Source organism: Raoultibacter phocaeensis (genome assembly GCF_901411515.1).
In the GTDB taxonomy this organism is placed as follows: Bacteria; Actinomycetota; Coriobacteriia; order Coriobacteriales; family Eggerthellaceae; genus Raoultibacter; species Raoultibacter phocaeensis.
Genome location: NZ_CABDUX010000002.1, coordinates 1,017,971 through 1,038,212, shown reverse-complemented (window position 1 = coordinate 1,038,212; position 20,242 = coordinate 1,017,971). Strand labels below are relative to the sequence as shown.

Genomic DNA, 20,242 nt, shown 5'->3' with positions numbered 1-20,242 from the left:
AGAAGGTACGAACCAGTGTATTACCAGCCAGATATCGAGACCATGCCGATCGAGCAGCTCCGCGAGCTTCAGCTTGCACGTATGCAGTGGTCGGTCCAGCACGCCTTCGACAACATCGAATTCTACCGCGCCTCCTTCGAAGCGGCCGGCGTCGAACCGGGCGACCTCAAATCGCTCGACGATTTGGCGAAATTCCCGTTCGTGGTCAAGCAGGACATGCGCGACGCCTATCCGTTCGGGTTGTTCGCCGTGGGGCAGCGCGACGTTGCACGAATCCACGCCTCGTCGGGCACGACCGGCCAGGCAACGGTTGTCGGCCATACGGCAAGTGATTTGAAGAACTGGGGTGATTGCTTTGCCCGCGGCATTTACATGGTGAACGGCGGCCCCGAATCGACCATTCAGGTTTCGTATGGCTACGGGCTGTTCACCGGCGGTCTCGGAGCGCATGCAGGCGGCGAGGCGGTTGGCTGCTCGGTTATACCTACCTCGTCGGGCAACACGAAGCGCCAGATCCAGATGATGAAGGATCTCGGCACCGACATACTCGCGTGCACGCCCTCCTACGCGCTGCTCATCGCCGACACGGCCATCGAGATGGGCTACGATCCTGCAGCGGACTTCAAGATATCAGCCGGTATCTTCGGTGCCGAGCCCGCCTCCGAGAGCATGCGCGAGGACATCCGTACGAAGCTCGGCATCCAGTACTGCGACGTGTACGGGCTTTCCGAGGTGATGGGGCCAGGCGTCGCCATGGAGTGCGCCGCTTCGAACGGCCTCCATGTGGCCGAAGACCACTTCTTCGCCGAGATCGTCGATCCCGACACGCTGAAGCCTCTTCCCGATGGCGAATGGGGCGAGCTCGTGTTCACCACGCTTACCCGCGAGTGCTGCCCGCTCATCCGCTACCGCACCCGCGACGTGACGCGCATCATCGCCGAAGAGTGCAGCTGTGGACGCACGCACCGCAAAATCGACCGTATCGTGGGCCGCACCGACGACATGCTGATCATCCGCGGCGTGAACGTGTTCCCGTCCCAGATCGAGCACGTCATCGTAGGGTTCCCCGAAATCGCGGCGCAATACCAGATCGTCCTTTCCACCAAAGGCCCGCTCGATCACGTGGAGCTTCAGGTGGAAACCGTGCCCGAGTTCCCGTTCGACGAAATCCGCAAGCTCGAAGAGCTCAAGGGGCGCCTTGCCTCCGAGCTTAAGAGCAACTTGCAGATCGCCGTCGATATCAAGATCGTCGAGCCGAAGACGATCGCCCGGAGCGAGGGCAAGGCGAAGCGCATAGTGGACTTAAGAGAAGGGAAGCAGGCATGATTTCTCAGCTGACGGTATTCCTCGAGAACGAAAAAGGCCGCTTGGCCAGCGCATGCCGCACCATCGCCGATGCGGGCATCAACATGAGCGCACTGTTTTTGGCCGATACGACCGATTTCGGAGTGGCCCGCATATTCTGCGATACGCCCGAAGCGGCAGCCGATGCGCTTGAGCAGGCGGGATACCGCGCAACGCTCACGCCCGTCCTCGCCGTCAAGGTTCCCAACCGCCCAGGCGGGCTCGCCGATCTGCTCGAATTCTTCAACGAGAACGACGTGAACATCGAGTACGGCTATTGTTTTTCCGTTAACCAAGACTACGCCATTGACGTGCTCAAGGTGAGCGACCATAGTATTGAGGACGCATTGGGAGAAGCGGGCTTCGAGCCTGTAGCACCGGAGGAAATCTACGCAATTGACTAACGGGTACGCACATCTCAAGAAACAACCCTTCACCTGGTACGCGAGCTTCCTAGCTTGCGTACTTGCATTGACGCTCGCTCTGTCGGCGGCCGTGCCCTCGGGTGCGTTTGCCGATGTTCGGAAAGCAGACGTCGTATTGGGCCTCAGCGTCGATTCGCGCGGGCTTTCGGTGGCGCAATGCCCGAGCATCGATGCCGAATACGCGCTTGTCATGGACGCGGCAGGCACCGTGTACTTCGAGCGCAACGCAACCGATCCGACCCAGATCGCCTCGATCACCAAGATCATGACCGCGCTCGTCGCCCTTGAAAGCGCCCCGCTCGACACTGTCGTCGTCACAAGCGCCCGAGCGGCTACGGTCGGCGAATCGTCGGCTTCGCTCATCGAAGGCGATACGATGACGCTCGACGTCGCGCTCAAAGCGCTGTTGCTCTCTTCGGGCAACGATGCGGCCATCGCTATCGCCGAAAGCGTCGGCAAGGTGATCGCGGGCGACTCGAATATGGGAGGCGATGAGGCGTATGCGGTCTTCATCGACCGCATGAACACCCGCGCAGCCGAGCTCGGCTGCATCGATACGGTATTCGAGAACCCCCATGGCCTCGATGACGGCATCTGGAAGGGAAGCCATCACAGCTGTGCCTCCGATGTGGGGCTTATGGCCCAGGCGGCTATGAAGGACGAGGTGTTCCGCACCATTGTGGCAACGCCCAACGAGACCATCACCGTTACCCGCGCTGACGGTACGAAGGCCGATCTGTATCTTGAGAGCACCGACGAGATGCTCAAGAATGGTTTCGACGGCGCCTGCGGCATCAAGACCGGTTTCACCGCGCTTGCGGGACCGTCGTTTGCGGGTGCTGCGAACCGCGACGGGGACGAGATGTACGCCATCGTCATCCACTCCACGTCCGAAGCGCAGCGTTTCACCGATGCGCAGACCCTTCTCGACTGGGTCTACGAGCATACTGATGACTACAGGCTCATCAACGCGCACATGACGACGGTGTCGAACGTGAACGGTTCCGCCGAGGTGCCCGTGGTGGCCGAGGTGGCGCATACGGAATGGATCGACTGCACCGTGAAGGCGACGGTGGCGGATCCCGAGCAGACGATCGACATATTCGACCTGAACGGCAACATTAGCCAATCGGTTGAATACGAAACGATCACCGGCAACGTGCATGCGGGCGAGAAGGTGGGTACGCTTACCTTCAAGCAGCGCAACGAGGTCATGGCGACGGTGGACCTCATCGCCGCTGAAGACGTCGAGGCGCCCGACCTGTTTCAGGGGATCGGCGTATGGTGGGATCGCCTGTTCAGAGGTTTCTCGGGACAGCCCAGCGTTGCCGAGAGCGTGCTTCTCAACGAGACGCCGCTTGTGATCGATAAGACCAGCGCACAGTAAACGCACTGGATGCGAGTATACGAACGAGGTAGCAGTATGAGCGATAATTGTCCGATCTGCAGCAATCCTTTGCCAACGGGTGCTGCCGTATGCCCGACGTGCGGGTTCAAGCTGCTTGGATCGACGCAGAGCTTTGCCCCGCTCGAGTTCAGCGGCCGAGATGTGGTTTGTTCCGCTCCGAAGCCGCCCGCGAATGCGAGTTTGCGCATCGTGCGCGGACCCCAGATCGAAACCGTGTTCAAACTCGGGGAAACCGAACTGACCATCGGGAGAAGCCCCCGATGCGACATATTCCTCAACGACATGACCGTATCGCGCGAACATGCTGCAATCGCCCCTGACGGCGCTGGGTACCGCATTTCGGATGCGAACTCCTACAACGGCGTTTGGATCAACAACGAGAGCATCGAGTCGGCTGTGCTTGCAGACGGCGATATCGTTCAGATCGGCGTGTTCTGCCTGCTGTACCAGGTGGGTCCCGAGGCATAGACACCGAGGCGCTGTGCGCAGCGCCGTCATCGAAACGAGACGAGCGGCCGTTCGGTGTTCGCGGGCGGCCTGGAGGGAGTGGATGCGCAGATGGAACTGCTATCCGGCAACGAAGCGATAGCCCAGGGGGCATGGGAGGCAGGTGCGCGCATCGGCGTTGCGTATCCGGGGACCCCCTCGACTGAAACCATGGAAGCCTTTGCGGAAAAGGAAGGCGTGTACGCCGAGTGGTGTCCGAACGAGAAGGTGGCGCTTGAAGTGGGCATGGGCGCCTCGGCGGCCGGTGCCCGCGTGCTCGCCACCATGAAGCATGTCGGCGTGAATGTGGCTGCCGACCCCCTGTTCACAGCTGCCTATACTGGAGTGAGCGGCGGCGTCGTCATACTCGCGGCGGACGATCCGGGCATGCACTCGTCGCAAAACGAGCAGGATTCCCGCTTCTATGCGCTTGCGGCGCGCATGCCGATGCTCGAGCCGTCCGATTCGGCCGAGGCGCTTGCGTACACGCGCGAAGCGTACGATCTGTCCGAGCGGTTCGACGTGCCGTTCCTCATTCGTTCGACGGTGCGCATCTCGCATACCAAGACACCGGTCGAACCCGGGCCGCGTACCGGGCATGATCTCAAGCCGTACGGGAAGGATGCGGGCAAATGGGTGATGATGCCCGCTTTCGCAAAGCCGCGCCGCAAGGTGCAGGATGCTCGGGTAGCTGAGCTCAAGGCATGGGTTGAAATGTGCCCGTACAATACGGTAACCAAAGGAGATCCGAAGATCGGTATCGTGTGCGCAGGGGCTTCCTACCAGCACGTGATCGAGGCTGTTCCCGAAGCGAGCATCCTCAAACTCGGAGTCACCTGGCCGCTACCCAAGGAAAAGCTCGCTGCGTTCGCCTCGTCGGTCGAGGCGTTCTACGTGGTTGAAGAGGCGTCAGACTACCTTTCGACGCAGATCCGCTCGCTCGGCATCGAAGTTTCGCCCGTACCCGGAAAGCCGCTGCCTCTCGACGGGGAGCTCACTCCCGGCATGATCAGAGCGGCGTTCGACAAAGAGGAAGCCGGCCATGCCGATGCGCAGGCCGACGTTCCCGGCCGTCCGCCGGCGCTCTGCGCCGGATGCCCGCACCGCCTCGTGTTCAAAGAGCTCGCGCGCATCAAGGCCATCGTCACGGGCGACATCGGCTGCTACACGCTCGGAGCGCTTCCGCCGTTATCGGCTATGGACACCTGTGTGGACATGGGCGCTTCGATTTCGATGGCCCACGGTTTCGAGCTTGCGCTTGCCGAGGAGAAGCATCGTCCCGTCGTCGCCGTCATTGGGGATTCGACGTTCGCGCATTCGGGCTTGAGTTCGCTTATCAATACGGTGTACAACCGCGGATCGGGAACGGTGTGCATCCTCGACAACCGCACGACTGCCATGACAGGCCAGCAGGGCAACCCCTTCAACGGCATCACCTTGCAGAAGCGCCCCACCCGTGAGCTCGACCTCGAGGGAATCATCCGCGCGCTCGGTGTCGAAGATGTGGCCACCGTCGATCCCCATAGCATGAAAGACGTGCGCAACGCTCTTAAGCAGGCGACGGAGTCCGACGGTCTGTCAGTCATCGTGTTCAGGGCCCCGTGCGTGCTCGTCGACCGCGTGCGCAAGCCGGCCTTCGCCGTAACCGGCGATTGCCGCGCATGCGGCGTGTGCCCGACGCTCGGCTGCCCGGCCATTTCAAAAGATCCGGAAACGGGCGTTGCCGCCATCGACGCGCTCATGTGCATCGGGTGCGGCCAATGCGCCCAGTACTGCGCGTTTTCGGCTATCGTGCCCGCGTCTGATGCGAGGGAAGGAGGCAGTGATGTCCGCTAATCAAACGAATGCCACCACGGTGCTTCTCTGCGGCGTCGGCGGACAGGGCACCATCCTCGCCGCCGATCTGCTCGCGAAGACGGCCATAGCGGCTGGCTTGTCGGTAAAGCTTTCGGAAGTGCACGGCATGTCGCAGCGCGGCGGTGCGGTGACCACGATCGTGCGGTTCGGCGAAAGCGTGCCGTCCATGGTGACCGATCTCGGCTGCGCCGATCGCATCGTCGCGTTCGAGACGACCGAGGCGCTTCGCAATCTTCCGTATCTGAAAGAAGGCGGCTTGTTGCTTGTGAATGACGAGTCGATTAAACCGCTTCCCGTGCTTACGGGCTCAGCCTCCATGCCACAACGGGCTCGAGAGCGGTTGCTTGAGGCAGGGGCGCATCTCATAGAGGCGGGAAGCCTTGCCGTCCAAGCGGGAAGCGCCAAATCCGCCAACGTGGTGCTGCTCGGCGCTTTGGCTGCAGGTATGGCATTCGATCCTGCCGTATGGGAAGAGCAGATCGCCTTGCGCGTTCCGCCCCGTACCGTCGATGTCAATATCGCCGCATTTCGTGCCGGCATGCAGTCTCAAGGAGTGCGCGCATGAGCGTCTCGCAGATCAGCATCTTCCTCGAAAGCCAGCCGGGCCACCTGAAGCGCGTACTCGAGATGTTCGAGGCCGAGTCGATCAGCGTGCGCGGCTACAGCGCATCCGATACCGGCGACTACGGGATCGTCCGCTTCATCGTCGATGATCCCGAGCGGGCGATCACCGCGCTCGAGGCATCGGGTGCGGCCGCTGCGAAAACCGAGGTGCTCGTGGCAAGGCTCACCGACAAGCCGGGCGAGCTCGCACGCTTGGTCGGCGTCATGGCCGACTGCGGTATCAACGTCATCTACAGCTATTCGCTCATCTCCACCTATATTGCGCTCAGTGTAAAAGACATTGCGGCAGCCGAGCGTCTGCTCGCCGACCAGCCGATCGAGCTCATCGGCCAAGACGATCTCAGAAAGCCCGTCGAGGTGGGAGCATGACGAATTTCGCCGACATGCCCATCTTCAACCGCGCAATCGAAACCGCTCCGCGAGAGCGCATCCATGAAATCCAGCTTGAAAAGCTTAAAGCGCAAGTAGCCTGGACCTACGAGCGGGTCGCGTGGTACCGCGAGAAGCTCGATGAGCTCGGCGTTGCGCCGTGCGACATCAAGACGCTCGAAGACGTGCGCCTTCTGCCCTTCACCGACAAGGCGGCGCTGCGCGAAACGTTTCCCTACGGACTTTTCGCCGTGCCGCTCGATGAGGTGATCGAGCTCCATTCGTCTTCGGGTACCACAGGCAAGCCCATCGTCGTCGGGTACAATCCCCACGACATGGAAGTCTGGGCGGAATGCATCGCGCGCTTGGCGCAGATGGCGGGCGTCGTTCCCGGCGACCGCGCCCAAATGGCGTTCGGCTACGGCATGTTCACGGGCGGCTTCGGCCTGCACTACGGGTTGCAGAAGCTCGGATGCATGCTCATTCCGGCCGGGTCGGGCAACACGGAGCGGCATCTTACCATGATGGAGGATTACGGCACCACGGTGCTCATCGCCACGCCGTCCTACGCCATGCACATGTGCGAGGTGGGCGAGAAGCTCGGCTTCGATTGGGAGGCGAGCACACTGCGCGTGGGCCTGTTCGGCGGCGAGCCGTGCCCTCCCAAGCTCAAGCAGGAAATCGAATCGCGCATGCACATCGTGTGCACCGACAACTACGGCCTCACTGAGGTCATGGGACCGGGTGTATCGGGGGAGTGCCTCGCCTCGCGCGACATGCAGCATATTGCCGAGGACCACTTTCTCTGGGAGGTCGTCGATCCGGAAACGGGGGAGCCGGTTGCCGAGGGCGAAGAGGGCGAGCTTGTGCTCACGCCGCTCGACAAGCAGGCGATACCGGTGCTGCGCTACCGTACGCACGACCTGACGCGCGTGATCTGCGAGCCATGCGCGTGCGGGCGTACCCATGCGCGCATGCAGAAAGTGCGCGTACGCTCCGACGACATGCTCATCATTCGCGGAACGAACGTGTTCCCAAGCCAGGTGGAAGACGTGCTCGCGGGCATCGAAGGTGTGACGACCCACTATCGCATCGTCGTCGAAACCGTCGGCGGACTCGACTCCATGACGGTCATGGTCGAGCTCAAGCCCTCGGCGTTCACCGATTCGTTCGAGGAGATGAGCAACTTCACGAGGCGCATCGCCGATAAGCTTAAAGCCGTTCTGCTTGTCGGCGTCACTGTGAAGCTCGTCGAACCGGGCGGCATCGAGCGCAGCTTCGGCAAGACCAAACACGTTGAAGACAAGCGCTTGCGGGAGGCGTAGGCCCGGTGGGTTTTTGCGAAGCGCCGAGCCCGGTTGGCCGGTTCGCCCCGAGTCCGACCGGGCGCATGCACGCGGGAAACGTGTTCGCGGCGCTCATGGCATGGCTTGTGGCCAAGTCGCAGGGCGGCGAGATCGTGTTGCGCATCGAGGATCTCGATCGCGAGCGGTCAAAACCGGAGTTCATCGACTCCATCATGCGCGATTTCGAGTATCTGGGGCTTACCTGGGATCGCGGTCCGTACTTCCAAAGCGACCGGACGGATGCCTACGAAGCGGCATTTCATGATCTCGAAGCCCGAGGCCTTCTGTACCCGTGCTTCTGCACGCGCGCCGACCTTCATGCAGCTTCCGCGCCGCATCGGGGCGAGAAAACGGTTTATCCGGGCACGTGTAGCCGCCTTACGGCCGAGGAATGCATCGAGCGTGCGCGCAAGCGCAGGCCCGCAGAACGGCTTGTCGTGCCCGATGAGGATTTTGCGTTCACCGATCTGATCCAGGGGCCGTATCGCCAAAACCTTGCTTCGGAGTGCGGTGACTTCCTTGTTCGGCGCTCTGACGGAGCGTTCGCCTATCAGCTCGCCGTCGTGCTCGACGATGCCGACGAAGGCGTGAACTCAGTCGTGCGTGGCGTCGATCTTTTGTGCTCGACGCCTCAGCAGCTCTACCTGCAAGATCTGTTCGGTTTCGAGCATCCCGCCTACGCGCATATTCCCCTCATCACAGGCGAGCGCGACCGTCGCCTGTCAAAACGCGACCGCGATGCCGATATGGAAGCGCTGCGGACGCGCTTCAAGACTCCCGAGGCGCTCATCGGCCACATCGCCGGGTTAGCGGGCATCGTCGGTACGTGCGAGCCTGTCGCGCTCGACGAGCTTTTGGAGCGGTTCGATCTCGCTCCGCTTGCAGGCGTCATCCAGGTGCAATGGCGCTGAATGGACTGACCCAATGTTTATGTACTGTACACCCTACGTTGTTTGCGATAAAAATTCTCTATACCAGAAGTATAGCGGAGATAAAATGCCTGATGAATAGTATATAACGTCATCCATATCGCATAATTCTGTCGCAAAACGATGTAGGGTGTACAGTACCTAGTTGAGCGGCCTCAAAAGCGGGTTTACGCGTTCGTCGAACAAAAGCGAGGTAGAGTTACTCTCATATCAGGCCCCTGCGAGTCTCAAGGCAGAACAGGGAACTCTTCGGGGTCTGCTCACAGGACCACCTGCGCCATGCCTCCCATGAGGATAGCTGCGGCGTAGAACGCGCCGAGCGCGATGTTGAGGTTCAGGCATTGCAGCATCGCTTGAAGGCGCGTAGCGGGCGTGAGGGGGTTTTTCCAGAGGGCGCTCGCGGCGGGGTAGAGGGCAACAAGCATGAACGGGATGACGATGAGCCCCGAAGGGAAGAAGACCGCCGAGAACACGACAATGGATGCCGCCCATACGACGATCACCGCGTGATACGCCGTCCGTGCACGCTCGCGGCCCAAAAGTACCGAAAGCGTCTTGCGATCAGCTTCGTTATCTTTTTCGATATCGCACGTATTGTTCGTGAACATGATGAGTCCGATGCCGCAGACAAGCGGAAGCGAAAGCAGCAGCGCAAGCCATGAGAACTCGCCGGTGAGCGCTTGGTAGCAGGCAAGCGGGATGAGGCCGCCCATGGTGATGCCGCTTACGAACTCGCCGACGGGCAGGTACGAAAGCGGGCTTTTACCCGCAGAGTACAACACGATGATGCCCGCCCCCACAAGTCCGATGACGAGCGGGATCCATCCTGCGACGAATATGACGTACACGCCGAGCAGAAACGCCGCGCCGAGGAACCCGATCGCAAGCGCGAGGGCCGCCTTGGGATTCACGTTGTTGTATACGAGCACGGCATCGGTGGGATCGAGTTGGTTCTCGATGCTGTCGGCGCCTTTGACGAAGTCGTAGTAATCATTCAAGGTGTTCACCGATGCCTGCATGAGCACGCAGATGACGAGCAACGCAAGTGCGAGCGTGACAGACAGGCTGCCGACGGTAACGGCAGCAAGCGACACAGCGAACAGCACCGGAAGAATTGCTGCGGGCCAAGTGTGCGGGGCAGCGAGCTGTAGGGCCATGGTGGGGGTGAGCTTGGTATATACGGGTGCGCTATCGGTTTGTCCTGGCGTGTGCACTGATTGTTCCAACCTTGTTCTTCCGCTGTGGTCAACTCGGGTCTTGGGTGTCTGCTGAAGTATTGTACCGCTCTTTGCGGAAAGGCAGCCAGGTTCGCGGCGAGGGGCGGAATCTTTTGAGCGTCTCGCGCTTGAGGATGCCTCCGAGCGAGGCTATGGTGGCGAGGACGAACCGCCTCGTATCGGGATCGAGCTCCCCGCTTTTCCCGACGATTTTCTTGGTGTTGGCGAGAATCTGGCTTTGGAATTCGGCCCAGCTGTTCGCATCGGTCGAAACGAACAGATCGTATATCGTGTCGATGAAGCGCTCGCGCTCCTCGGTGTTTTTACTCCGCAGCCATTCGTCGAGCGCCGCATCGAAGAGCACGGCGCTTTTGTTGAGCGCTTCCTGGCATGCGAAGTCGCCGCATTCGACTTCCCAGCTGAAAGGGTTATGCTGAAATACGGAGAGCGCCGACGAGCGCACGACGCGGTAGCCCGTTCTTCGTTCGAGGATCATGCCGAATGCCGATGACTCCGGAACGGTTTTATTGAGCTTCGCGGCAAACGATGCGTCTTCGATGCGCGGGGAGGGGTCGTCGAGAAACGAGGGACCGTCGTGATTGTAAACGGCTTTGATCCGCTCGTATGCTCGGGCAGGCGCGACGAGTGCGGCGTATTCTGCGAGGTTTCCCCCCTTGGAGTGGCCGCCGACGATAAGCGGGCACTCGGTCGCGGAAGCAACGCCCGAAAGGTAGGCCTCTGCCGATCGCTGCGAGGGGATCACGTGCTTGAAGCACAGGTTGAAATCCTCCTTCCAGCCGGCGAAGCTACCGTCTGTACCCCTGAACGCGATGTACGCATCGCCTTGCCCGAGGAACAGCGTGAGAGCGCTGAACTGCTTTTCGACGACGTTCGAGAACTCGTTCGCATAGAACGCGGCCGTCATCGACCGGTAGCGCCTGCTCGCCATGAGGGCACGCATGAAGTCCTCGGTCTCTTTCGCATCTTCGAGCCAGCTTCCGCTGCACAGCTTCTTCCAATCGCTGAGCGCAACGATGTCGTGAAGCAGCGTCTCGCGCCCGCTCGGTGCCACGGCAACGGCGCCGTGGTCGAAGTCGAAATAGCAGATGACCGAGCACACGAGGCTATCCACCGCACAAAACGGTGATTCAAAGAACGTGCGCTGCTCGTCTTGCAAATACGTTACGATATTACCCATACGTCTATTGTATCCGATCGGGAGATAAGCTATGCGAGTGACTACGACAATCCATGTACGATACGCCGAAACCGACATGATGGGAATCGTCTACCACGCGAACTACCTTCTATACTTCGAAGACGCGAGAACCGAGTTCCTCGAAGCCATCGGCTGCCCGTATTCGGAGCTCGAGGATGCAGGCTACCTGTCGCCGGTGGTGAATGTCGAGCTCGCGTACGGGGCGCCGCTCACCTATGGCGATACGGCGATTGTCGTTACACGCGTTATCGAATCGCGTCCGACCAAGACCGTGTACGCATACGACGTGTACAAGCAGGGACAGGTTATCGGCACCGACAAGCCGTGTTGCACCGCGACCACCACCCATTGCGTCGTCGAAAGGGAAACGTTTAAGCCGAAAAGCATCAAGAAGGTGGCGCCGAAGCTTTACGAGCGCTATCTCGAGGTCATGGAACCGCTCGCTTCCGAGCAGGCCTGCTGAGACTGTTCGGCGGCGATCCCCGCGCTCAGGTGAAAAGCTCCTGGAATGCGCTGGAAATGGGCGATAGAGCCGATCCGTGGTACACGGGCGTTTCGGAACCACGTACGACGATGTGCTCGCAGGTTGCAGGGGTCTCTACCGCTTTCTCCGCCCGTAGCCTTGCGAGCGGCGGCGCGCTCTGCTATGATTGTTCGTTCCGATCATCAACAACCGATCCCGCACGGCGCCCGACGCGAATAACGCGGCCGCCGACACCCTTTGCGGACCCGAGGAGCACCCATGAACGACATGACCATGTCCGGTGCTGATCCGAGTCCCGATCAGCATGAAATGCACGACCCTTTCGAGGAAGAGCGACGCCATCTCAAAGCAACGCTTGCAAAGCTCTCCCAGGCCATCGATCACGCTTCGGGTCTGTTCGACCAGACCAACGATGCGTACCGGTCTACCAAGTTTTACATGTCCGAGAACAGGGGAGAGATCGACCCGCAGGAGATGTACCAAAACGAACTCTTTCTCAAAGAGGTTGACCGCAATGCCGAGCTCGCGCATCTTTCTCGCGAGCGCCTCACGCGGCTGTACGATTCCCCTTACTTCGCCAGGGTGGCGTTTCGCGCACAAGGGGAGAGCGAGGCGAAGGCAAGCTACATCGGCCCGTTCGCCTTCAGCCATAACGGCGCCATCGAAATATCGGATTGGCGGAGCCCGGTTGCGGGTCTTTTCTACGATTACGACATCGGATCGGCCGCATACGATGCGCCTTCGGGGCATGTGACGGGCACGCTTGAAGGCAAGCGGCAGATCAAAGTGGAGAACAGCGAGCTTGTGTACGCGGTCGATGACGATTCGGGTATTCGCGATGAGGTGATGCAGCGGGAGCTCAGCCGCACCTCTGACAGCAAAATGCGCTCGATCATCTCATCGATTCAGAAAGAGCAGAACCGGATCATCCGCGACGAATCGGGCGGAACGCTCATCATTCAGGGCGTCGCGGGCTCGGGGAAAACTTCAATCGCACTCCACCGCATCGCGTATCTGCTCTACCGACGCAAAGGATCGCTCGATTCGAACTCGATCGCCATTCTGTCTCCCAACAAGGTGTTCGGCGACTACATATCCAATGTGCTGCCCGAACTCGGCGAGGAGCCGGTTCGCGAGATGGACGTGCGCGGCATTGCGCAATCCGTTCTCGGACCCACACTCCACATCGCAGCCCAGCGCTATCCCGTCGACGACGCCGACCCTGCGTGGCTAAAGCGGGCCCAGTACAAAGGAACCCCTGAGTTCGCAGAAGCGATCGCGGCTTACGCAGAGCAATTCCGTGCGAAGGCGCTTACGGGAAGGGACCTCTCCTTCGGCTCGGTTACCTTCGAAGGCGCTTGGCTGACCGAGCGGTACCAGAGCTTCGGCAGACTCACCGTCAAGGAGCGTATCGAGCTGCTCGCCTCTGAAATTGTCGTCGAGGTTACCGCGAAGAGCATCGGCAGGAGGGTGACGGTTCCCAAGAAAAGCGAGGTGCGTCAAAAGCTCAACACTATGCTCGCTGCGAAAGACGCGCTCGGCTTGTACCGCCTTTTCTTGGCGGATGCGCAAGCTAAGCGACACTTCGTCATGGCGGCGAAAGGAACGATCGAATGGGAGGATGCCTGTCCGATCGCCTATCTGCAATCGGCATTCGACGGATTCGAGGAACTTGCCGAGATCAAGCACCTGCTCATCGACGAGATGCAGGATCTGACTCCGGTTCAGCATATGCTTATCGCGCGGCTGTTCCCCTGTGAGAAAACCATCCTCGGCGATTTCAACCAACGGGTCGATCCGGCAAACGGCATGACGCTTGAAGCGATGCGCGAGATCTATGGGAACCCGGACGTGTTCCGACTTACCCGAAGCTACCGCTCGACCCTTGAGATCAACGAGCTTGCTCAGAAGGTGAAACCTGCCTTGGATATCGATCCCTTGAAGCGCCACGGGAGTCCTGTGGGCTTCGTGCGCTGCGGCGATACGCAAGGTGTGCTCGCACAGCTCGACGAGGCGATAGCCGCATTCGAAGCGAGCGGTTTCAAGACGCTCGGTATCATCCACAAATCCGATACGGTAGCGCGCGTCTACCACGAACTGCTGCTGCGCGACCATCGCGCGCGCCTCATATCCGATGAGAGCGCGACGTTTTCAGACGGTGTGTCGGTTGCCTCGATCAAGATGTCGAAGGGCCTCGAGTTCGACGAGGTGATCATTCTCGATGCTGACCGAAATCAGTACGCAAGCGAGTACGAACGAAGCCTGCTGTACGTGGCCATCACGCGCGCCATGCACAAGCTCACGATCCTCTACCGCAACGAGCCGAGCACGTTTCTCGCAAACTGATCGGCGCGCAGGAAACGGGGGATTGACCGAACGGAAATCTCCTTCGAACATGGCGTATCATAGGTACGAAGCGAAAGCCAAACATGAGGAGGCGCTGTGGAATTCGGAAGCAGGAACGCGAACGTGAATTTCTCGACCGATTCGGGTAATTACTTTAACCTGCCTTTCACGGGCATCTCCTCGTTTATGAAAACCGAGATCTGCCCCTCGCTCGATGCGCTTGGGCAAGGCTTCGACGTAGCGATTCTCGGATTTCCATACGATATCGGTGCTTCTGCGAAAAGCGGGGCGCGTTTCGGTCCTCGCGGCGTGCGCGATGCCTCGACCGTGTATTGCGATGGATTGTACGGTTTGTACGACCCGGTGCGAGAGATCGAATACCTCGATAAGGGCGAGCGCATCATCGACTGCGGCGATGTCGACGTTTCCCCGTGCGGCTTCGAGCAGTCGTTTGCGAACTGCGAGGCTGCGGTAAGGCGCATCCTCGATTCGGGGGCGGTTCCGGTGGTGATAGGGGGAGACCACTCGACCACGATCCCCGTAGTTCGTGCGCTCGACCGTTACCACGACGTGTGCATCATCCAGTTCGACGCCCATCTCGATTGGACGAACTCGTACGGCGAATTCACCTGCTCGCACAGCTCCCCGATGCGCCGCTCTTCGGAGCTTGCGCACGTCGGCCCCATGATGCAGATAGGCCTACGGGGGCTCGGCAGCAGCGGACCCGCCGATTTCGCCGAAGCGCGTGCGTACGGCAGCACGATCGTTTCGACGCCCGAACTCAGGCGCGAGGGAATGGAGGCGGTTATTGCGAAGATTCCCGATGCCGCCTACTACTACATCACCGTTGACATCGACGGCCTCGACCCTTCGCTGTGTCCGGGTACCGGCTCCCCGCAACCAGGCGGTCTCATGTACGAGGAGGTTAATGACCTCGTCTACGCTGTTGTGAAGAAGGGGCAGGTTGTGGGTTTCGACGTGTCCGAAGTGGCACCGCCCTACGACCACGCCGACCAAACCTCGCTCTACGCCGCCCAGATCATCCTCGATTTCATCTGCTTCTATACGAAGAAACGCTCGCAGGGGTACTTAGAGTAACTCTAATCGGGTGCACAGGGCGGGCGGCATCCGCATCACCGTTTTGCGCACCCGTATCGGGCGTGGCAGATCCCGATGCGTCGACGTTTCCAACGGGCGCCGTTTTGGACTGCTTTCCTTCGAATTTGCCCTTAAGCGCTCGATACAGAAGCGAAAAGCGAACCCGGTAACGTATAATTAACTCAAAATTGAAGCTCTGTATTGAGCATGAGCTATACAACGTGATGGGGTTTTCCATGGCAGATTTCAACCACGACATTCCAGATCCGCTCTACATATCGGATATAGACACCTACGAGCTGCTGTATATGAACGATCTGGCGCGAGAGCTATACGGAGTTTCCTCTGACGAAGAGCTTTCCGGGGTAACGTGCTACGAGTTTCTTCAGAATCGGAGCGAGCCTTGTCCGTTTTGTACGAATCACCTGCTGAGCTACGATAAGTGCTACGTATGGGAGTTCACGAACCCCGTCAGCGGACACCGGCATCTGCTGAACGACCGCCTGATAGAATGGATGGGAAGAAGCGCGCGGCTCGAAATCGGTTACGATCTTACCGAATTCAAAGAGGAGGCGATGCGGTTTCGCAACCTTCATCAGAGCGGCGAGATCATCCTCGAATGCGTCAAGGACCTGTATCGCGAAACCGATACGGACCTCGCAACCAACAGGATGCTGCAGCGGCTCGGACGCGAGCTTCAGGCCGATCGAGCGTTTATCTTTTCCTTGCAAGATGGTCTTTTTCGCAACACGCACGAGTGGTTTTCGCAGGGCGATGCGTCAAAGGCGAAATCGATTCAAGAGGTCGATGCCACATACTTCGCATCGTGGTACGAAGCGCTCGAACGGGGCGAGTGCGTCCTCGTCGAGAATTTGGCCGAATTCGAGGAGCTTCTTGAACCTGAGGCGTATCGGATGCTTGCCGAGCAAGACACCCGGAGCATGGTGGTTTCACCGATCGAGCGCGACGGACACGTGGTGGGCTTCTTGGGCTTGGATAATCCGCCGGTCGAACTCATACGCGATATCGCACCTTTGCTCTACACGCTGTGCTTTTTCTACACCATGGTTTTAGAGCGGATCAAGGCGGAGCAGCAACTGTACGTTCTCAGCTACCATGACACCCTGACGGGTTTGTTCAACCGCAATCGCTACATCGAAGACATGGAGGCTCTCGGCAGCAGTTCGCGTTCGCTCGGTGTGATTTTCTTGGATGTCAACGGCATGAAGGAGGTCAACGACCGAAGCGGACATGCTCAAGGGGATCGCTTCCTGCGCGAGTGCGCTGAAACGATGAGACGGTCTTTGGGGGAACGGGCGAAGGTGTACCGTGTGGGGGGAGACGAGTTCGTTGCCGCCGTTTCAGACGTCGGCGAAGCGTCGTTCGGTATATTGGTCGAAAAGCTCGAAGAGACTTTTGCCCGCGAATTGCCTGGAGCGGCTGCTATCGGTTCGACCTGGTCAGCCGACTCGGCCGACGTGGGAAAGATGCTCTTCGATGCGGACAAAGCGATGTATCGCGATAAAGAGCAGTACTACCGTACGTCGCATACGCGGCCTGTTCGGATAAGCGGCGAAGATCGTTGCCGAACAGGTTGGATATCGCAGCCCGAGGCGATAGAGGACTCGCACGCCGAATAGGGCTCGGGTACAGGTATTACGATGGATCTCTAACGGTAACGGAATTGCCCGTTTCGCCCCAATTACGCAGATTCGTCCAAAACGGTGGGCAGGTCCTCCTCGATCATCCTGATGCAGTTGCTGCTCACTTCGAGCACGGCCACCACCTGTTCGGGATGGCGGGGGAGCACTTGCAGGTAATCGATCTCGCCACGCGCTTGGTCAGGATGGAACACCACGTAGTCGTCGGAGACCAGCTCGGGGGTAACGGCGGGTGCTTCGGTGTCTTTCGAGCCGCCGCGGACATCGAGTCGAATCCAGGTACCTTGCTCGTCCGAGCAGTACGCGGCGAGGCTGTGTAGGAAAAAATGCGGATCGTCGCCTTCTTCCTCGCAGAGCCGCTGGTAGCAGAAGCCGCTCGGTATCCCTAAGTTACGTAGCAGGGCGACGAGCAGCATGCTTTTCGTATAGCAGGTCCCGTGGTCGAGGGCGAGCACGTCCTCGGCTGTTTTTACAACCGTGCTCTCGCCGATGTCGACGGTGTGCGCGATGCAGTCGCGCACGTATTCGAAGCATGCGGCAACCTTTTCTGCCTCGCGTGCGCATCCTTTGCTCAAGGATTCGGCTTTATCCGCTATGGCTGCCGAGGTGCTTGCCACGTACTGCGTATCTTCAAGGTATTCGGTAATGTTTGCGGTTGGGCGCAATGGTTTCATGCGGTACTCCAAAGTCAGGTAAGAAGTTGTTCTCGTGCATGATACCGCATCACAACGAGAAGAGAGACGATTCCCGCTATTTTCCGTTATTGAGCGCGAACCGATAGGGTTTACCGATGGGATAACCGTCGTGCTTTGCGCTATTCGACAGTCTCAGATGCGCTCATTCGGGTTTTGCGGACAGGTGGATTCCTCTTCCTTGATGGCCCTTCGTGCTTCGAGGATCCCGTTTTTGACCGCTTTCTTCACGATCCAATAGAGCAGGAAGACGAATAAGAGTATGAACAGGACATAGAATACGGCAAATAGCATCTCTGGAATACCCATACCCATCAGTTTCATACGCACCCCTTCCGCTGGAAAACCGCAGGAAGAGTATAGCATGGACAGGGTCGTTCGCTCGCGAGCGAAGTCTCTTCGCTATAAGGATAAGTCAGTCGTTACCTCATGCGCCTTACTCTGCGCGTTGCGTTTTCAGCAGCGGTGTCAGCGAGCCTTGGGCGATGAGCGTGATGCTCTTCGTCGCACGGGAAATCGTCGTGTAGAGGCGCCGCCGCGACAGTTCGTCGTCCGGAAAAACGCGCTCGCTCGCATCGGGCACGATCACATGGTCGAATTCGAGGCCCTTCGCGAGCTCGAGCGGAATCACGATCGTACCGCTGTCGGGCAGCGCGGCATTCTTCTTCACAAGCGCGGGGGCATCTTCCCCGATCAGCATTTGAACATGTTTCGCTGCGCTTTTCCAAGGTACAATGATTGCCGTGAGTCCCTCGTTGCGCGCTGCCGTCCGTACGGCGCAGCGAAGCTTCTCCTCGTAGGCGGACTTATCGGAGCATTCTGCGATAACGAGAGGCGTTCCTGCACGTTGGATAGACGATACGTGCATGCGCTCGCCCTCTTCGAGCAGGCTTGCGAACAAAGCGGTGACTTCGGGGGAAGAGCGATAGCTCGTCATAAGCCTGCATTCGCTTACCTCGCCATGAAGCGTCTCGAACGTACGGCGCGCTTCGTCGAACGTCGCCGTATGGGGTTTGATCGCTTGGTTTTGATCGCCGAGCAGCATGAAATGGGCACGCCTGAAATACCGTCCGAGCACCATGAGCTGCGCGGCGGTGTAGTCCTGCACCTCGTCGATCATCACGTACTTCGCATACGGATTGCCGAGACCGGTAAGTGCAATCTTGAGGTACAGCCATGTTACGGGCTCAAGATGCGATACGCCGAGCAGCCTCATGCCGATACGGTCGATGCGCAGCCAATCGTCGTTCTCGACCGCGGCGAAGGCGGCGGCGAACCGGTCGTTCAGGTAGGCAAGCGATGCGGCTCGTAGTTCTTCGTCGTCCTCGGGATCGATCGTCTCGTGGAATATCCTCACCTGCTCTTCAGCCGCGAGCGCGAGCACTTCGTCATGCACGGCATCGGTACCCGCCATCTGGGCGATGCGACTCGCCAAGCGCTTCTCAAGCTCTTCTCTCATGAGCGAAACGAGGTGGGGGCCCGCGGGCAGATGCTTGAACTTCGCCGCTATCTGCGCGATCTGCCCTGCGGGGATGAGCCTTACGGAATCGAAGCGCAGCTCTTTAAAGTCGTTCTGTTCGAACGAAAACGTCCCCGCGAGTGCGTCGATGCGCTCAAGCGTGCTTACGGAAACGTCGGCCTCGCCGTGGGCGCGGTCAGGGGGCATGAGCTCCCCGATGAATTCATCCCAGGTGAACGTTTCGGGGTTGCGCTCACCGAGATCGGGTAGCACGTTGTCGATGTAGTGGCGAAACACCGGGTTCGGCGTGATGAGGAACACTTCGCTCGGATCGAGATCGTCGCGGCGGCGGTAGAACAGATACGCGATCCTCTGCAACAACACGGAGGTCTTGCCGCTGCCCGCGATGCCGCTCACTAACAGCACCGGTACATCGTCATGGCGGATCACCTGATTCTGCTCTTTTTGGATAGTGGCGGTTATCGCCTGCATGTGCGCCGAGCGCTCCTTGGAAAGCGAAGCGAGCAAAAGCGCATCCTGGATGGCCACGCTCGTATCGAAATAGGCGTTCAGAACGTTTCCCTCGATATCGAACTGGCGGCGCAGCTTGAGGTCGACGTCGATCGTACGACCGTTCGCGCGGTAGGTTGTCGGGCCCATATCCTGGTTGTAGTACACCTCAGCCACCGGCGAGCGCCAATCGACCACGAGCCTCCGGTACGACTCATCCGACACGCCCGCGCTGCCGATATAGAGGTCCTTCGCCTTTTCGCCCTGCTTGAACTGTAGGGATACTTTCGCGAAGTACGGCTGTCTGAGTAGAACCTCGATGCGTGCGAGTTTTTCCGCATGCAGATCGTGGGCGATGTTGTATCCGTCGATTACGCGGTTCACCGTGGCGAAGTCCGCGTAGGTCTCCATCGCATCGGCGTAGCTCGACAGGTTGACGGAGAGATCGTCGGCCATCGAGCGCTTGTCGTCGGCAGCCGCCTCATCCGTTGCAGCGATCTTCGCACCCAGTGCGCACTTCATTTCCTCAAGCGTCTTATAGGTTGCGCTGAGGTGTTGCTGCTCTTCCCGGAAAACGGCCTTGCTGTCCTGTAAGGAGTCATCGTCAGAGCATGCGGCGCTGCCGTGCTCGTCGGTCTCGGTTTGGGCGGTATCGGGTGTTTGCTTGCAACGGACGGGCACAGGCGTCTCCTTGGTACGGTTCGTGTTTGGGGCGCAGGGTCGATGCACCGATGGTCAATGGTACCGCAACTCGCGGCCGTGAGAGGC

The 20,242-nt window shown here is 59.5% G+C and carries 18 protein-coding genes; 13 read left to right on the top strand and 5 right to left on the bottom strand.

Annotation, left to right across the window (positions count from 1 at the left end; all coding sequences use genetic code 11):
* Nucleotides 1-15 precede the first annotated feature (15 nt).
* From FJE54_RS12240 to gluQRS, 9 genes are all read left to right on the top strand, one after another.
* On the top strand, nucleotides 16-1,326 hold the full coding sequence (locus tag FJE54_RS12240; RefSeq protein ID WP_139653048.1) for a phenylacetate--CoA ligase family protein: 1,311 nt from the start codon (nucleotides 16-18) through the stop codon (nucleotides 1,324-1,326).
* Nucleotides 1,323-1,748, top strand: a complete 426-nt coding sequence (locus tag FJE54_RS12235; RefSeq protein WP_139653046.1) for an ACT domain-containing protein — start codon at nucleotides 1,323-1,325, stop codon at nucleotides 1,746-1,748. The genes FJE54_RS12240 and FJE54_RS12235 overlap by 4 nt, the downstream gene beginning before the upstream one ends.
* Entirely contained in the window at nucleotides 1,741-3,156 is a 1,416-nt protein-coding gene (locus FJE54_RS12230) for a D-alanyl-D-alanine carboxypeptidase family protein (protein ID WP_139653045.1), read from the top strand. The genes FJE54_RS12235 and FJE54_RS12230 overlap by 8 nt, the downstream gene beginning before the upstream one ends.
* A gap of 36 nt (nucleotides 3,157-3,192) precedes the next feature.
* Nucleotides 3,193-3,645 (top strand): FHA domain-containing protein, encoded by a 453-nt coding sequence (locus FJE54_RS12225; RefSeq protein ID WP_139653043.1) that lies wholly within the window; start codon nucleotides 3,193-3,195, stop codon nucleotides 3,643-3,645.
* Nucleotides 3,646-3,735: 90 nt separating this feature from the next.
* A complete protein-coding gene (locus FJE54_RS12220; RefSeq protein ID WP_139653042.1) occupies nucleotides 3,736-5,499 on the top strand; it encodes a thiamine pyrophosphate-dependent enzyme in 1,764 nt (587 codons plus the stop codon).
* The gene (locus tag FJE54_RS12215; RefSeq protein ID WP_180326726.1) at nucleotides 5,489-6,085 is read left to right on the top strand and encodes an indolepyruvate oxidoreductase subunit beta; all 597 of its coding nucleotides are present in this window, start codon (nucleotides 5,489-5,491) and stop codon (nucleotides 6,083-6,085) included. Before FJE54_RS12220 ends, FJE54_RS12215 begins: the two co-directional genes overlap by 11 nt.
* Entirely contained in the window at nucleotides 6,082-6,513 is a 432-nt protein-coding gene (locus FJE54_RS12210; protein ID WP_139653039.1) for an ACT domain-containing protein, read from the top strand. The genes FJE54_RS12215 and FJE54_RS12210 overlap by 4 nt, the downstream gene beginning before the upstream one ends.
* The gene (locus FJE54_RS12205) at nucleotides 6,510-7,838 is read left to right on the top strand and encodes a phenylacetate--CoA ligase family protein (RefSeq protein WP_139653037.1); all 1,329 of its coding nucleotides are present in this window, start codon (nucleotides 6,510-6,512) and stop codon (nucleotides 7,836-7,838) included. The genes FJE54_RS12210 and FJE54_RS12205 overlap by 4 nt, the downstream gene beginning before the upstream one ends.
* Before the next feature lie 5 nt (nucleotides 7,839-7,843).
* Nucleotides 7,844-8,770, top strand: coding sequence for a tRNA glutamyl-Q(34) synthetase GluQRS (gene gluQRS, locus FJE54_RS12200; RefSeq protein ID WP_255467416.1), 927 nt, complete (start codon nucleotides 7,844-7,846; stop codon nucleotides 8,768-8,770).
* A gap of 278 nt (nucleotides 8,771-9,048) precedes the next feature.
* On the opposite strand, the gene FJE54_RS12195 is transcribed toward gluQRS, so the two are convergent.
* The gene (locus tag FJE54_RS12195) at nucleotides 9,049-9,945 is read right to left on the bottom strand and encodes a prenyltransferase (RefSeq protein ID WP_139653806.1); all 897 of its coding nucleotides are present in this window, start codon (nucleotides 9,943-9,945) and stop codon (nucleotides 9,049-9,051) included.
* An 88-nt stretch (nucleotides 9,946-10,033) separates the two neighbouring features.
* Complete coding sequence (locus tag FJE54_RS12190; protein ID WP_139653036.1) at nucleotides 10,034-11,203, bottom strand: Mbeg1-like protein; 1,170 nt, start codon at nucleotides 11,201-11,203, stop codon at nucleotides 10,034-10,036.
* 31 nt (nucleotides 11,204-11,234) lie between these two features.
* Here FJE54_RS12190 and FJE54_RS12185 point away from each other — a divergent pair, with 31 nt between their 5' ends.
* The 4 genes from FJE54_RS12185 (at nucleotide 11,235) to FJE54_RS12170 (ending at nucleotide 16,792) form a co-directional block, all read left to right on the top strand.
* Nucleotides 11,235-11,687, top strand: a complete 453-nt coding sequence (locus FJE54_RS12185; protein WP_139653035.1) for an acyl-CoA thioesterase — start codon at nucleotides 11,235-11,237, stop codon at nucleotides 11,685-11,687.
* Nucleotides 11,688-11,966: 279 nt separating this feature from the next.
* A complete protein-coding gene (locus FJE54_RS12180) occupies nucleotides 11,967-14,054 on the top strand; it encodes a HelD family protein (protein ID WP_139653034.1) in 2,088 nt (695 codons plus the stop codon).
* Nucleotides 14,055-14,150: 96 nt separating this feature from the next.
* Complete coding sequence (gene speB / locus FJE54_RS12175; RefSeq protein WP_218971930.1) at nucleotides 14,151-15,152, top strand: agmatinase; 1,002 nt, start codon at nucleotides 14,151-14,153, stop codon at nucleotides 15,150-15,152.
* 236 nt (nucleotides 15,153-15,388) lie between these two features.
* Nucleotides 15,389-16,792, top strand: a complete 1,404-nt coding sequence (locus tag FJE54_RS12170; RefSeq protein WP_180326725.1) for a GGDEF domain-containing protein — start codon at nucleotides 15,389-15,391, stop codon at nucleotides 16,790-16,792.
* A gap of 62 nt (nucleotides 16,793-16,854) precedes the next feature.
* Here FJE54_RS12170 and FJE54_RS12165 read toward each other — a convergent pair whose 3' ends face one another.
* From FJE54_RS12165 to FJE54_RS12155, 3 genes are all read right to left on the bottom strand, one after another.
* Entirely contained in the window at nucleotides 16,855-17,487 is a 633-nt protein-coding gene (locus FJE54_RS12165; protein ID WP_139653032.1) for a transglutaminase-like domain-containing protein, read from the bottom strand.
* Nucleotides 17,488-17,640: 153 nt separating this feature from the next.
* A complete protein-coding gene (locus tag FJE54_RS12160) occupies nucleotides 17,641-17,829 on the bottom strand; it encodes a DUF6019 family protein (RefSeq protein WP_139653031.1) in 189 nt (62 codons plus the stop codon).
* A 112-nt stretch (nucleotides 17,830-17,941) separates the two neighbouring features.
* Nucleotides 17,942-20,155 carry a HelD family protein gene (locus tag FJE54_RS12155; protein ID WP_255467415.1) on the bottom strand — a complete coding sequence of 738 codons (2,214 nt, stop codon included), beginning with the start codon at nucleotides 20,153-20,155 and terminating at the stop codon, nucleotides 17,942-17,944.
* Nucleotides 20,156-20,242 lie beyond the last annotated feature (87 nt).

Coding starts and splice junctions, on each gene's coding strand:
- FJE54_RS12215 (WP_180326726.1), top strand. CDS start 5,489: ATGTCCGCTAATCAAACGAATGCCACCACGGTGCTTCTCTGCGGCGTC.
- FJE54_RS12225 (WP_139653043.1), top strand. CDS start 3,193: ATGAGCGATAATTGTCCGATCTGCAGCAATCCTTTGCCAACGGGTGCT.
- FJE54_RS12205 (WP_139653037.1), top strand. CDS start 6,510: ATGACGAATTTCGCCGACATGCCCATCTTCAACCGCGCAATCGAAACC.
- FJE54_RS12190 (WP_139653036.1), bottom strand. CDS start 11,203: ATGGGTAATATCGTAACGTATTTGCAAGACGAGCAGCGCACGTTCTTT.
- FJE54_RS12160 (WP_139653031.1), bottom strand. CDS start 17,829: ATGAAACTGATGGGTATGGGTATTCCAGAGATGCTATTTGCCGTATTC.
- FJE54_RS12220 (WP_139653042.1), top strand. CDS start 3,736: ATGGAACTGCTATCCGGCAACGAAGCGATAGCCCAGGGGGCATGGGAG.
- FJE54_RS12235 (WP_139653046.1), top strand. CDS start 1,323: ATGATTTCTCAGCTGACGGTATTCCTCGAGAACGAAAAAGGCCGCTTG.
- FJE54_RS12210 (WP_139653039.1), top strand. CDS start 6,082: ATGAGCGTCTCGCAGATCAGCATCTTCCTCGAAAGCCAGCCGGGCCAC.
- FJE54_RS12170 (WP_180326725.1), top strand. CDS start 15,389: ATGGCAGATTTCAACCACGACATTCCAGATCCGCTCTACATATCGGAT.
- FJE54_RS12195 (WP_139653806.1), bottom strand. CDS start 9,945: ATGGCCCTACAGCTCGCTGCCCCGCACACTTGGCCCGCAGCAATTCTT.
- FJE54_RS12185 (WP_139653035.1), top strand. CDS start 11,235: ATGCGAGTGACTACGACAATCCATGTACGATACGCCGAAACCGACATG.
- FJE54_RS12180 (WP_139653034.1), top strand. CDS start 11,967: ATGAACGACATGACCATGTCCGGTGCTGATCCGAGTCCCGATCAGCAT.
- FJE54_RS12165 (WP_139653032.1), bottom strand. CDS start 17,487: ATGAAACCATTGCGCCCAACCGCAAACATTACCGAATACCTTGAAGAT.